The following is a 12,746-nucleotide window of genomic DNA, read 5'->3' on the forward strand; positions in this document are numbered from 1 at the left end:
GGCCGGGGCCCGCGGGACGGGGCCGGTCCGGGCGGCGGACGCCGGGGGAAACACGTTGCGGATACACGTACTGTGTACGGCGTGCAAATACGTCCGGTCCCCTTCGACCACCCCGACGCGGTCAAGCTCAACGACGAGGTCCAGGCCGAGTACCACGAGCGCTACGGCGACGGCGGCGACGCCACCGTCCTCGCGCCCTCCGACTTCCGGCCGCCGCGCGGCGTCTATCTCATCGCCTACGACGAGACCGGCCGCCCGGTGGCCACCGGCGGCTGGCGCAGCCAGGACGAGAACGGCGAGGGCAACCAGGACGGCGACGCCGAGCTGAAGCGCATGTTCGTGGTCCGGGACATGCGCGGGCGCGGTCTCGCGCGGCGGATCCTGACCGCGCTGGAGGACGACGCGCGGGACGCCGGGCGCGTGCGGATGGTCCTGGAGACCGGCACCGAGCAGCCGGAGGCCATCGCCCTGTACACCTCCAGCGGCTACGAGCCGTGCGCGAAGTTCGGCTACTACCGCGAGTACGAGGCGAGCCGCTGCTACGCCAAGCCCCTCGGCTCCTGAGGCCGGCGGCCGGCGGGCCCCTCAGCTTCTGAGGTAGGCCAGCACGGCCAGCACCCGCCGGTGGGTGTCGTCGGCGGGCGGCAGGTCCAGCTTGGTGAGGATGCCGCCGATGTGCTTGCCGACGGCGGCCTCCGAGACCACGAGCGCCCTGGCTATCGCGCCGTTGGACTTCCCCTCGGCCACCAGCGCCAGCACCTCCCGCTCGCGTGGGGTGAGCCGGTCCAGCGGGTCGCGCCGCCGCCGCAGCAGCTGCCGTACGACCTCCGGGTCGACGACCGTGCCGCCGCCCGCGACCTCTCGCAGGGCGGCCACGAACTCCTCCACCTGGCCGACCCGGTCCTTGAGCAGATAGCCGACGCCGCTGCCGTCCCCGGAGTCGAGGAGGTCGGCCGCGTAGGCGCGCTGGACGTACTGGCTGAGGACGAGGACGGGCAGGCCGGGATGGTCGGCGCGCAGCCGGACCGCCGCCCGCAGCCCCTCGTCCTGGAAGGTCGGCGGCATCCGCACGTCGGTGACGACGACCTGCGGGCGGTGCTCGGCCACTGCCGCGAGCAGGCCCTGCGCGTCGCCGGCCGCCGCGACGACCTCGTGGCCGAAGCGGGCGAGCAGCGCCGTCAGCCCGTCGCGGAGGAGGACGCTGTCCTCGGCGAGGACGATGCGCAGCCCTCGTCCCAGTCCGGGTCTTCGTCCGTGCCCGTCTCCGTCGGGGTGCGCGTCGGTGTCTGCATCGGCTCGCAAGGGATCTCCACACGCAGCAGGGTCGGGCCGCCGGTCGGGCTGGTCACGGACAGTGTTCCATCCAGCACCGACACCCGGTCCGCGAGCCCGGTGAGCCCGGTGCCGCGGGCCCGGTCGGCGCCGCCGCGGCCGTCGTCCGCCACCTCCAGGACGAGCAGCCGTCCCTCGTGCAGCGCCGCCCGCACCCGCGCGCGGTGCGCCCCGCTGTGCCGGGCCACGTTGGCCAGCGCCTCGCGCACCGCGAAGTGGGCGGCGGCCTCCACGGCCTGCGGCAGCCGCTCCCCCGGCAGCTCGCACTCCACGTCCACGGGGACCGGGGACCGGTCGGCGGTGTCGGCGAGGGCGGCGGCCAGGCCGTGGTCGGCGAGCACCTTGGGGTGAATGCCGTGGATCAGCTCCCGCAGCTCCGCCAGCGCCGCGCCCGCCTCGTCGTGGGCGCGGGCCAGCTGCTCGGCGAGCCGGGTGCCGGGCGGGGCGTCCAGCCGGGCCAGGCCGAGGGCCATGCTGAGGGCGACCAGACGCTGCTGGGCGCCGTCGTGGAGATCGCGTTCGATGCGCCGCCGTTCCGCTTCGAAGGCGTCCACCAGACGGGCCCGGGACCGGGTCAGCTCCACGACCCTGGCCTCCGGGCCGCCGTCGCGCGGGCAGACCAGGCGGCGGGTCAGCGCGGCCCGGGCCCCGGCGGCCGCGCCGACGGCGTACGCGCCGGCCGCCAGCAGCAGCACGCCCAGCGCGGCGGAGCCGAACGCGGGGCCCTGACCGGTGACGGTCCACAGCTTGGCCACCTTGACCTCGCGCCCGCCGCCGACGGTCGCGAGCAGCAGCGGGGTCGCGGTCATCGCCAGCGGCAGGACCAGGGCGACGGCCAGCACGAGCGCCTCGGCGGGCCACAGCAGACCGGCGGTGAGGAGCGTGTGGGCGAGTTCGCGCCAGGTCGCGCGGTCGCGCAGCCGGACGGTGAGCCAGGCGCGCACGCCGGGCGCGCTCGGCTCCGCGTGCGCGGTGGGCGCGGGCGCCGGATCGACCCACCGCAGCCTGCGCCGTTCCAGCGCGGCCACCGGCAGCCCGGCGAACGGGAGGGCCGCCAGAAGGGGCAGTCCCACGAGGGCGATCGCGAGCACCCCGCTCGCGACCGCCCACACCGCCAGCGCCGCCAGGACGACGGCCCCGCCGGCCGCTCCGGTCAGCAGGTAGGCGGCGGCCCGCCACGGCCACGGCGACAGCAGATAGCCGGGGCGGGACAGCGCCTGCCGGACGTCTGGGGGATGCATGCGGATCACGGTAGGAGGGGGCGGGGCGTCCCGCCATACCCGCAGCCGTAGCCCCCGGGGTATGCCTGGCCCTACCCCGGGTCTAGCCCCTGCCCGACAGACGGGGCGGGCCCGCGCACGGTTCGGTGGACCCATGACCGAACACGCCGTACAGCCCCCACGGCCCGCACGCACACCACGGCCCCCTGTGCCCGGCCGCCGGGCGAGCACGTGCGCCGGCCCTGACGCGCCCGCCGTCCGCCTGACCGCCGTGCACCGGTGGTACGAGGCGGGCGGGGTCCGGGTCACGGCGCTGGACGACGTCGGTCTCGTCCTGCCCCGCGGCTCCTTCACGGCCGTCATGGGCCCGTCCGGCTCGGGCAAGTCGACGCTGCTCCAGTGCGCCGCCGGGCTGGACCGGCCGACCTCGGGGTCGGTGCGCGTCGGCGGGACCGAGCTGACCGGGCTGAGCGAGCGGCGGCTGACGCTGCTTCGCCGGGAGCGGATCGGTTTCGTCTTCCAGTCGTTCAACCTGCTTCCCGCGCTCACCGCGGAGCAGAACGTCGCGCTCCCGCTGCGGCTGGCGGGCCGCCGCCCGTCGAGGTCCCGGGTGCGCGAGGCCCTGCGGCAGGTCGGGCTCGCCGATCGCGCCGGGCACCGTCCCGACCGGCTGTCCGGCGGCCAGCAGCAGCGCGTCGCCGTCGCCCGCGCCCTGATCACCCGTCCCGATGTGCTCTTCGCCGACGAGCCGACGGGTGCGCTGGACTCCGCCGCCGGCCGCGAGGTACTCACCCTGCTGCGCTCCCTGGTCGACGACGACGGCGGCACGGTCGTGATGGTCACCCACGATCCGCTCGCCGCGTCCGTCGCCGACCGGGTCGTCTTCCTGGCCGACGGACGCGTCCACGGGGAGCTGACCGGCCCGGACACGACCGCCGAGGCCGTGGCGGCCCGGATGGCGGGTCTGAAGTCCGCAGGGGAGGACGTCGCGTGTTGAGCGTCGCGTTGCACACCCTGCGCACCCGCTGGGCCGCGTTCACCGGCAGTTTCGTCGCCCTCGCGCTGGGCGTCGCGCTGCTCGCCGTCATGGGCCAGGCACTCGCCGCGTCCCTGGACGTCCCGGGGCGCGCCCCGGAGCGGTTCGCGGCCGCGCCGGTGGTCGTCCAGGGGCAGGACGTCCTTCGGGTCACCACCCCGGCGGGCGAGCGCACGGCGAGGCTGGCGGGGCCGCGCCCGGTGCCCGCCCGGACCGTCTCCGCCCTGCGGGCCCTCGGCCCGGTCACCGAGGACCGGTCCTTCCCGGTCCGCACGAGCGGAGCGCACGGCGTTCCCCCCGGCCTGGTGGGCCATCCCTGGCCGACGGCTCGCTTCGCCCCCTACGCGCTGACCGCCGGCCGTGCGCCCGAGGCGGCCGACGAGGTCGTCGTCTCCGGAGACTGGACGGCCGTGGGCGCCCGACTGCCCACCGTGGACGGCCCGTTGCGGGTGGTGGGCACGGTGCGCGCCCTGGGCTTCGAGAACGCCGTCTTCTACACGGCCGACCGGGCCGCCCGACTGTCCCCCGCCGTCGTCCAGTTGGTGGTGGAGGCCGACGCGGGGTCGGTGCGCGCGGCGGTCGCGGACAACGACGTGCGCGTCCTCACCGGCGGCTCGCGCCGGCTCGCGGACGCCGACCCCGGCCGGGACGCCGAGGCCCTGACCGCGCTGAACGCCCTGTTCGGCACGGCCGGCGGGGTGAGCGCGTTCGTGTCCGTCTTCGTCGTGGCCGCCACCTTCGCCTTCGCCGTCGACCGGCGCCGCCGCGAGTTCGGGCTGCTGCGCGTCGCGGGCGCCACCCCGGGCCAGGTCCGGCGGACGGTGCTGGCGGAGGCCCTGGCCGTCGGCGTGCTCGCCTCGGCGGCGGGCTGCGCGATGGGCGCGTACGCCGCCCCGCTCCTCGGCGACCTGGTGGCATCCGCCGGTCTGGCGCCGCGCCGGTACACGGTCGGCGGCCCCGGAGCGGGCGTCTGGCCGTACCGACTCGCCTTCTGGACGGGCCTGTCGGTCGCTCTCGGCGGCGCGCTGGCCGCGTCGTGGCGGGCCGGACGGACGGCGCCCGCGCAGGCGCTGCGCGAGGCCGCGGCCGACGGCCGCGCGCTCACCCGCGGCCGGTCGGTGTGCGGTGCGGCGCTGCTGCTCACGGCCGGGGCGACCCTGGCGTACGCGCTGGCGACCGACCCGGGCGACCTGCTGCACCGCAAGACGTACGTGGTCCGCCCGATGCTGCTGATCACCGCGGTCGCCCTGCTCGCGCCGGCACTGCTGCGGCCGCTTCTGCCCCGACTGCCCGGCGTGGTCGGCCTGTTGGCGCGGGCGCACGCGGTCGCCGGGATCCGCCGCAGCGCCGCGGTGGCCGCGCCCGTGCTGGTCACGGTGGCACTGGCCGGCTCCCTGCTGGGCGCGACGGCCACGCTGGACGAGGCGCGCTCGAGCGAGGCACGGCGGCAGACCGCCGCCGACTTCGTGGTGACGCCGCGGGACGGCGCGACGCTGCCGCCGGGGGACGTCGAGCGGTTGCGGCGCGTCCCGGGCACGCTGGTGTCCGCGACGGCCGCCACCTCCGTCCACACCCTGGAGGACGGCGTGGCGCTGGTGAAGTCCGGGGCGCGCGCAGCCGATCCGCGGCTGCTGGCGAAGACCGAGCGGCTGCCCGTGACGGCCGGTGAACCGGCCGGCCTCGACGACGACTCGATCGTCGTGACCCGGGAATGGGCCCGGCACCGGGTGGGACAGCGGGTGCCGGTGTGGCTCGCGGACGGCACGGCGAAGACGCTGCGGATCGTGGCGGTGCTGGCCGTCGGCACCGGCGAGAACGGCGCCTACGTCACCCCGGCGAACGCGGGCGGCGCGGGCGTGGACCGGGTGGCGGTGCGAGTGCGGCCGGGCGCCGACCGGGCCGCGGTCGCCGCGGGGCTGCGGACCGTGCGCGGGGTGCGGGTCATGGACGCGGAGCAGTGGGCGCGGGCCGGCCGCCCGCGGTCCGCCCGGACGACACTCCTCGGTCTGCTGCTCGTCCTCGGCATCGCGCTCGTGTACACCGGCATCTCGCTCGCCAACACCCTGGTCATGGCGGCCGCCGAACGCCGGCCGGCCCTGCGCGCCCTGCGGCTGACGGGCGCGACACCCGCGCAGATCCTGCGGCTGGCCGCCACGGAGACGCTGAGCGTCGTCGCGGCGGGAGCCGTGCTGGGACTGCTCGTGACGGCGGTGAACCTGGCCGGCATGAGCGCCGCCCTGCGACTGCTCTCGGCGCCGCCCGCGTTCGTCGTCCCCTGGACCGCGATCGCCGGCACGACGGGAGCCTGCGCCCTGCTCGCCCTGACCGCTTCCCTCATCACGACGGCAACAGCCCTGCGCGGCACCGCCCGCACGAGCGGCGCCGGCAGAGGGGCGCGTCCGGCCGGGGGCTGACGCCCGCACGCACGCGACGCGCCCCGGCGGCCCGAACACGAGCCCGGCGACGGCGGATCCCGCGCGATGTGCCGCCGGAATGGCCAAAGCCCCGGTCGGGAATCCCGACCGGGGCTTTGAGCTGCAGTGGACCTGAGGGGATTTGAACCCCTGGCCCCCTCGATGCGAACGAGGTGCGCTACCGGACTGCGCCACAGGCCCTTGCAACGAGTGAAACTCTAGCACCCCCATCGGCCTGCTTGGAAATCCGTTCCCCGAGGCCGGGCGGGGGGTGCCGGGGCCCTTATTCGTTGGCGGCGCGGGGGCGCTCGCCGTCCTCGTACTGGTCGAACAGCGGGGTGCGGCCGCGTTCGCGGGAGCGCCGGGCCGAGGCCGCGCGCCGTGCGTCGCTGCGCTCGCCGCCCTCCGCGGACCGGTCCTCGGCGCGGCCGTCCGCTTCCGGTTCCCCGGCCGGGGCGTCCCCGGCGCCGGCCGTCTCCTGGTCCGGGGCGACGGAGCTGGACCGGGCCGAGCTCCAGGCGTCGGGCGCCGAGAGGTCCACGTCGGACGTCGCGCGCGGGGCGACCGGCGCGGTCACGTAGGTGGGCAGCGGGACCGGGACCGGGTCCCAGCTGTCGCCGTGCACGGGGCGGCGCTGCCGCTCGCGCTGCTGGTCGACCCACTCGGCGTGGTCGGTCTGCTCGACGAGCGCCCTGCGGTCCGCGGCGAGGGCCAGCAGGCCCGGGTCGGTCTCCGGCTCGGCGCCCGCGTGCGGCTCCTCGGCACCGGCGTCGGAGCCGGTGTCGGGGGACTGCGCGCTCGCCGGGGCGGGGGCCCGCCGGCGCGGTTGGCGTTCGCGCAGCCGCTGGGCGGCGACTTCGGCGCGCCTGCGGTCCATCTGGTAGGCGAAGCGGCGGTGCTCCTGGGCGCGCAGATACGCGATGTACGCGCTGAGCAGGGCGGCGGGCACGGCGGGCGCCCAGAGGAAGGCGAGGCCGCCGACGGCCGCGACGATCGCGCCGAGCGTGAAGGCGAGGAAGAGCATGACCGTGGTGCGCCGACGGCGCGCGAGCGCCTTCGAGCGCTGGGCGCGCGCGGCGGACGCCTGGGCGGAGGCGCTCTGACGCGGGGACGGCCGTGCGGCGGACGCCTGACGGGGGGCCGGCGCGCGCCGGCCCGCCACGCCCCCGCCCCCGTCGCTCGCGGAGGCGTGGGAGCCGTGCGGAGCATGCGGGGCGGGGAGGGTCTGCGGGGTGTGCGGGGCGTGGGCCGCCGACGGGTGCGCAGCAGGGGTTCCGGAGGCCGCGGACGGCGTGGAGGCGTGGTCACGGGGCGGCCTGACGCCCTGTTCGCGCGCCTCGCGCCCGGAGTCGGCCGCCGGCTCGCGCGCCGGTTCACGCACCGCGTCGCGCGCCCCTTCGGGCCGACCCGTCCCGCGTTCCGGGGCTCGCTCGTGGCCGCGTTCGTGGCCGCGTTCCTGACCGCGCTCGTGCACCGGCGCCGTCACCTGGGGGCGGGTCGGCGGCATGGCGAAGGCCCGGACGTCCACCGTGTCGGTGACGGCGTCCGGGGCGTCGGCGTCGGACGCCTCCTCGGCGGAGCGCGCCCGCAGGTCCCTGGCGTACCGGCGCTCCATCCCCGCCCGTCCGGACAGCAGCCGGATGGCGGTGCTGAAGCGTTCCGTGGGACGAGCCTCGTTCAGCTCGTCCTGCCTACGGAGCCACATGGGCACCAAGTAGGCGGCCCAGGCCCCGACGATGACTGCGTAGATGAGGCCGCTGCTGCTCACGTCTCACACCGTAGAGGGGTTTACGTGAGGCCATCCGCCAATTGAGCCGGTGTGTCGCACGATCCGGCTGATATTTCGAACTTTTTTTGTGACCGATGCGATCAGCAGGCCGCCATGGGCGCGAATTCCCCGCCCGAGAGCGTCACGACCCGATCATTCTCGAACATGTATGCCATCGAACGTTTATTCAATTTCCGGGGTCGCGGTGATTCCCCCCGGCATTGCCCGGCGCGCTCTGCGGCGAGATACGCGCGCGGGCGCGCCGCCAGCGGCTCAGCAGACCGTCGGGGGCCTCCTCCGCCGTGAGGGCGAACACCAGGTGGTCGCGCCAGGCGCCGTCGATGTGGAGATAGCGCGGGCGCAGTCCTTCCTCGCGGAATCCGAGTTTCTCCACGACCCGGCGGCTGGGGCCGTTCTCGGGGCGAATGCAGACCTCGATGCGGTGCAGTCCGACAGTGCGGAAACAGTGGTCCACGACCATGGCGACGGCCGTCGGCATGACCCCGCGGCCGGCGACCGACTCGTCCACCCAGTAGCCGACGTGCCCCGAGCACATCGACCCCCAGGTGATCCCGGCGACCGTCAACTGCCCGACGAGGCGCCCCTGGTACTCGATGACGAACGGGAGCATCCGCCCCGCGTTCGCCTCGTTCCGCAGATGCCGCACCATCTGGCGGTACGTCGGCCGGTGCGCGATCGGACCGCTGGGCGCGGGCGGCGGAATGGTCGCCTCCCAGGGGCGCAGCCAGTCCCGGTTGCGCCGGTTGACCTCCCGCCAGGCCCGCTGGTCGCGCATCTTTATCGGCCGCAGGACGATGTCGCCGTCGCGCAGCTCGACCGGCCAGGATGGGCTGTTCAGCTCGCACCCCCCTGGCCGGAACCCGGGTGGTCGCCGCCGCGGATCTGGTCGACGGCGTGGACCAGCAGCGGTTCCAGGACGGCAAGGCCGTCCTTCACCCCGCCGGTGGAACCGGGCAGGTTGACGATCAGGGTGGCGCCCGCCACTCCGGCCAGCCCGCGCGAGAGGGCCGCGGCGGGCACCTTCTCGCGGCCGTACGCGCGCACGGCCTCGGCGATGCCGGGGACCTCGCGGTCGATCACCGCGCGGGTCGCCTCGGGCGTGCGGTCGGTGGGCGAGATCCCCGTGCCGCCGGTGGTGACGACGACGTCGTATCCGGCCTCGGCGGCGGCCCGCAGCGCGGCCTCCACCGGGTCTCCGTCGGGAACGACCCGCGGACCGTCGACGGCGAACCCGAAGCCGCGCAGGCCCTCGGCGACCAGGGGCCCGCCCCGGTCCTCGTAGACGCCGGCGGCGGCCCGGTTGGAGGCGGTCACCACGAGGGCCCGGTACGGCGCCGCGCTCATGCCCGGCTCCAGTCGCCCGACTTGCCGCCCGTCTTCTGCTCCACGCGCACGTCCGTGATCACCGCTTCCTTGTCGACGGCCTTCACCATGTCGATCACGGTGAGCGCGGCGACGGAGACCGCGGTGAGGGCCTCCATCTCGACGCCCGTGCGGTCCGTCGTCTTCACCGTGGCGGTGATCTCCACGGCGTCGTCCGCGACCGACAGGTCCAGTTTCACACCGGAGACGGCCAGGGGGTGGCACAGCGGGATGAGGTCCGGGGTGCGCTTGGCGCCCATGATGCCCGCGATCCGCGCGGTGGCCAGCGCGTCCCCCTTGGGTACCCCCTCGCCGCGCAGCAGCTCGATCACGCGGGGCGAGACGAGGACCCGCCCGCTGGCCCGGGCGGTGCGGGCGGTGACGTCCTTGCCGGACACGTCGACCATGCGCGCCGCGCCCGCCTCGTCGATGTGCGTCAGTCGGTCCTGCGTACTCATGCTGGTGGCGCTCCCGGTCCGGGCCCGGCGCGGTGCGGCGCACGGGCCTGCTGTGCGCGACACGGTACCCCCAACCAGGAGCGTTCAGCCGAGCAGGACGACCTCGACCTCGGCGCCGGGCTCGACGCACTCCACGTCCTCGGGGACGACGATGAGCGCGTCGGCGTGCGCGAGGGCGGCTACCAGGTGGGAGCCGGCGCCGCCGACCGGGCGGACGACGCCCTCGGCGTGCACCGCGCGCAGGAACTGTCTGCGGCCCTTCGGCGAGGTCAGCGCCTTGTCGGCGGTCAGCTTCGCGCGCGTGACGGGCCGGTGGACGTCCGCGAGGCCCATCAGGGTGCGGATGGCGGGGCGGACGAACAGCTCGAAGGACACGTACGACGACACCGGGTTGCCGGGGAGCGCCAGCAGGGGGGTGTGGTCGGGGCCGACGGAGCCGAAGCCCTGGGGTTTGCCGGGCTGCATGGCGAGCTTGCGGAACTCGACGCCCGCGCCCTCCTCGTCCGCGTCGCCGACGTGCTCCAGCGCCTCCTTGACGACGTCGTACGCCCCGACGCTGACCCCGCCGGTGGTGACGACGAGGTCGGCGCGCACGAGCTGGTCCTCGATGGTGGAGCGCAGGGTCTCGGCGTCGTCGGCGACCGCGCCGACCCGGTAGGCGATCGCGCCGGCGTCGCGGGCGGCGGCGGTGAGGGCGAAGCTGTTGGAGTCGTAGATCTGGCCGCTGCCCAGTTCCTCGCCGGGCTGGACCAGCTCGCTGCCGGTGGACATCACCACCACGCGCGGGCGCGGGCGCACCCGCACGGAGGCGCGGCCGATCGCGGCGAGCAGGGCGATCTGAGGCGGTCCGACGACGGTCCCGGCGTCGAGGGCGCGGTCGCCCGCCCGCACGTCGCTGCCCTTGGCGCGCACGTGCGCGCGTGCCTCGGCGGGCCGGTGCACGCGCACGTGCCCGGTGGCCTGTTCGGGGGCGAGGCTGCGGGCGCGCATCCCGCTGACCGGGCCCTCCCCGAGCCCTCCGTCGGTCCACTCCACGGGGACGACGGCCTCGGCGCCGGGCGGCAGCGGGGCGCCGGTCATGATGCGGGCGGCCTGGCCCGGTCCTACGTGGAGCAGGTCTGCGGCCTGTCCCGCCGCGACGTCGCCGACGACCTCCAGAGCGGCCGGGAACTCCTCGCTCGCGCCCGCGACGTCCGCGACCCGTACCGCGTACCCGTCCATGGAGCTGTTGTCGAAGGGCGGCAGCGACACCGGCACCATGACGTCCTCGACGAGCACGCAGCCCTGGGCGTCGGGCAGTTGCAGCTCGATGGGCTCCAGCGGGCGGACGGTGGCGAGGATGTCCTCCAGGTGCTCGTCCACCGACCAGAGGCGGTCCTCGGCGGCGGGGCGGGGCGCGGCGGTGCTCAAGGTGGCTACATCTCCTCGGTGACGTAACTGCGAAGCCAGGACCGGAAGTCCGGACCCAGATCCTCACGTTCGCACGCGAGTCTGACAATGGCACGCAGATAGTCGCCCCGGTCGCCGGTGTCATAGCGGCGGCCCTTGAAGACGACGCCGTGCACGGGACCGCCGACCTTCTCGTCCTGGGCGAGCTGCTGGAGGGCGTCGGTGAGCTGGATCTCGCCGCCGCGGCCGGGCTCGGTCTCGCGCAGCACGCCGAACACGCCCGGGTCGAGCACGTAGCGGCCGATGATCGCGTAGTTCGACGGGGCGTCGGCCGGCTCCGGCTTCTCCACGAGGCCGGTCACCTTGACGACGTCGCTGTCCACCGTGGTGTCCACGGCCGCGCAGCCGTAGAGGTGGATCTGCTCGGGGGCGACCTCCATGAGGGCGACGACGCTGCCGCCGTGCTGCTCCTGGACCTCGATCATGCGCTGGAGCAGCGGGTCGCGGGGGTCGATGAGGTCGTCGCCGAGGAGGACGGCGAAGGGCTCCTGGCCGACGTGCGGTGCCGCGCACAGGACGGCGTGTCCGAGGCCCCTGGGATCGCCCTGGCGGACGTAGTGCATGGTGGCGAGGTCGCTGGACTGCTGGACCTTGGCGAGGCGGGCGGCGTCGCCCTTCTTCTGCAGGGCCGACTCGAGTTCGTAGTTGCGGTCGAAGTGGTCCTCCAGGGGCCGCTTGTTGCGGCCGGTGACCATGAGGACGTCGTCGAGACCGGCGGAGACGGCCTCCTCGACCACGTACTGGATAGCGGGCTTGTCCACGACCGGCAGCATCTCCTTGGGAGTGGCCTTGGTCGCCGGCAGGAACCGGGTGCCGAGTCCGGCCGCGGGGATGACAGCCTTGCTGATCCTGGGATGCGACTGAGTCATGCCGGTCACCTTATCCGCTGGCTTTGAGCCGAATCTGTGGATCTGGCCAATTCATGATCATATGAACTTACTGAAGCTGTGTGAGAGCAATGTACGACCGGTGCGGGAGCGGCATATGAGTCACCTCGACGGCGGATCACCGCCCGACAAACGCGCGATGCGGCGGGCATTCCTCGGCGCGAGGAACGAGCTGACGACGGACGACCTGCGCTCGGCCGCCACCGCGCTGGCCGAGCGCGCCCTCGAACTGCCCGAGCTGGCACGGGCGCGCACGGTGGCCGCGTACGTCTCCGTGGGCGCCGAACCGGGCACGCCGGCGCTGCTGGACGCGCTGCGCGCCCGGGGAGTGCGCGTGCTGCTCCCCGCCCTGCTGCCCGACAACGACCTCGACTGGGGCGCGTACTCCGGCGAGGGGTCCCTCGCCCGCGTCCAACACGGCGGGAAGACGGCCCTCTTGGAGCCGGCCGGCGAGCGCCTCGGCCCGGACGCCGTGACAGGCGCCGACGTGGTGCTGCTGCCCGGCGTCGCGGTCGACGCGCGCGGGACGCGGCTCGGCCGCGGCGGCGGTTCGTACGACCGCGTGCTGGCGCGCCTCGCGGCGCACGGAGCGCACCCCTTCCTGGTGGTGCTGCTGTACGACGCCGAGGTCGTCGAGCGCCTCCCGGACGAGCCGCACGACCGGCCGGTGCAGGCCGTGGTGACGCCGTCGGCGGTCCACCGCTTCACCGCGCCCCTGCCCTGAGCCGCCGCTCTGAGCCGCGGCCGGGACCGGACCGCCCGCCGCCCGCCGGAAAGGCCGCCCGTCCCCCGCCCGCCC

Annotated in this window: 12 protein-coding genes and 1 tRNA gene; 4 read left to right on the forward strand and 9 right to left on the reverse strand. The window is 75.5% G+C overall.

The features are described 5' to 3' along the window. Window positions 1-81 precede the first annotated feature (81 nt). Window positions 82-564, forward strand: a complete 483-nt coding sequence (locus tag ACGFSH_RS17790; protein ID WP_393349457.1) for a GNAT family N-acetyltransferase — start codon at window positions 82-84, stop codon at window positions 562-564. A 21-nt stretch (window positions 565-585) separates the two neighbouring features. Here the strand turns inward: ACGFSH_RS17790 and ACGFSH_RS17795 are convergent, their stop codons facing one another. Both ACGFSH_RS17795 and ACGFSH_RS17800 read right to left on the reverse strand, forming a co-directional pair. After that, window positions 586-1,239 (reverse strand): response regulator, encoded by a 654-nt coding sequence (locus ACGFSH_RS17795; RefSeq protein WP_393350032.1) that lies wholly within the window; start codon window positions 1,237-1,239, stop codon window positions 586-588. After that, entirely contained in the window at window positions 1,179-2,573 is a 1,395-nt protein-coding gene (locus tag ACGFSH_RS17800) for a sensor histidine kinase (RefSeq protein ID WP_393349459.1), read from the reverse strand. The genes ACGFSH_RS17795 and ACGFSH_RS17800 overlap by 61 nt, the downstream gene beginning before the upstream one ends. A 250-nt stretch (window positions 2,574-2,823) precedes the next feature. Between ACGFSH_RS17800 and ACGFSH_RS17805 the strand changes: the two genes are divergently transcribed. Both ACGFSH_RS17805 and ACGFSH_RS17810 read left to right on the forward strand, forming a co-directional pair. Further along, a complete protein-coding gene (locus tag ACGFSH_RS17805; RefSeq protein ID WP_393349461.1) occupies window positions 2,824-3,549 on the forward strand; it encodes an ABC transporter ATP-binding protein in 726 nt (241 codons plus the stop codon). Beyond that, window positions 3,543-6,002, forward strand: coding sequence for an FtsX-like permease family protein (locus tag ACGFSH_RS17810; protein WP_393349463.1), 2,460 nt, complete (start codon window positions 3,543-3,545; stop codon window positions 6,000-6,002). Before ACGFSH_RS17805 ends, ACGFSH_RS17810 begins: the two co-directional genes overlap by 7 nt. Before the next feature lie 127 nt (window positions 6,003-6,129). Here the strand turns inward: ACGFSH_RS17810 and ACGFSH_RS17815 are convergent. The 7 genes from ACGFSH_RS17815 to galU form a co-directional block, all read right to left on the reverse strand. Continuing rightward, window positions 6,130-6,203: transfer RNA gene (locus tag ACGFSH_RS17815), tRNA-Ala, on the reverse strand. Window positions 6,204-6,285: 82 nt separating this feature from the next. Further along, window positions 6,286-7,770 carry a gephyrin-like molybdotransferase receptor GlpR gene (gene glpR, locus ACGFSH_RS17820; RefSeq protein WP_393349465.1) on the reverse strand — a complete coding sequence of 495 codons (1,485 nt, stop codon included), beginning with the start codon at window positions 7,768-7,770 and terminating at the stop codon, window positions 6,286-6,288. Window positions 7,771-7,957: 187 nt separating this feature from the next. Further along, entirely contained in the window at window positions 7,958-8,629 is a 672-nt protein-coding gene (locus ACGFSH_RS17825; RefSeq protein WP_393350034.1) for a GNAT family N-acetyltransferase, read from the reverse strand. Then, window positions 8,626-9,135, reverse strand: coding sequence for a molybdenum cofactor biosynthesis protein B (locus tag ACGFSH_RS17830; protein WP_393349467.1), 510 nt, complete (start codon window positions 9,133-9,135; stop codon window positions 8,626-8,628). The genes ACGFSH_RS17825 and ACGFSH_RS17830 overlap by 4 nt, the downstream gene beginning before the upstream one ends. Next, window positions 9,132-9,611: a cyclic pyranopterin monophosphate synthase MoaC gene (gene moaC / locus ACGFSH_RS17835; protein WP_329410880.1), complete on the reverse strand. Its 480-nt coding sequence runs from the start codon at window positions 9,609-9,611 to the stop codon at window positions 9,132-9,134. The genes ACGFSH_RS17830 and moaC overlap by 4 nt, the downstream gene beginning before the upstream one ends. 84 nt (window positions 9,612-9,695) lie before the next feature. Then, window positions 9,696-11,021 carry a gephyrin-like molybdotransferase Glp gene (gene glp, locus ACGFSH_RS17840; protein ID WP_393349469.1) on the reverse strand — a complete coding sequence of 442 codons (1,326 nt, stop codon included), beginning with the start codon at window positions 11,019-11,021 and terminating at the stop codon, window positions 9,696-9,698. 5 nt (window positions 11,022-11,026) lie between these two features. Next, a complete protein-coding gene (gene galU / locus ACGFSH_RS17845; RefSeq protein ID WP_329410883.1) occupies window positions 11,027-11,929 on the reverse strand; it encodes a UTP--glucose-1-phosphate uridylyltransferase GalU in 903 nt (300 codons plus the stop codon). Between the two features lie 115 nt (window positions 11,930-12,044). Here galU and ACGFSH_RS17850 point away from each other — a divergent pair, with 115 nt between their 5' ends. Then, window positions 12,045-12,671 (forward strand): 5-formyltetrahydrofolate cyclo-ligase, encoded by a 627-nt coding sequence (locus ACGFSH_RS17850; protein WP_393349471.1) that lies wholly within the window; start codon window positions 12,045-12,047, stop codon window positions 12,669-12,671. Window positions 12,672-12,746: the final 75 nt, after the last annotated feature.

Source organism: Streptomyces sp. NPDC048481 (genome assembly GCF_043200075.1).
Lineage (GTDB): Bacteria > Actinomycetota > Actinomycetes > Streptomycetales > Streptomycetaceae > Streptomyces.

Excerpts from the sequence above, each read along its gene's own strand:
- galU (WP_329410883.1), bottom strand. The coding sequence starts at position 11,929 with ATGACTCAGTCGCATCCCAGGATCAGCAAGGCTGTCATCCCCGCGGCC.
- moaC (WP_329410880.1), bottom strand. The coding sequence starts at position 9,611 with ATGAGTACGCAGGACCGACTGACGCACATCGACGAGGCGGGCGCGGCG.
- ACGFSH_RS17850 (WP_393349471.1), top strand. The coding sequence starts at position 12,045 with ATGAGTCACCTCGACGGCGGATCACCGCCCGACAAACGCGCGATGCGG.
- ACGFSH_RS17830 (WP_393349467.1), bottom strand. The coding sequence starts at position 9,135 with ATGAGCGCGGCGCCGTACCGGGCCCTCGTGGTGACCGCCTCCAACCGG.
- ACGFSH_RS17800 (WP_393349459.1), bottom strand. The coding sequence starts at position 2,573 with ATGCATCCCCCAGACGTCCGGCAGGCGCTGTCCCGCCCCGGCTATCTG.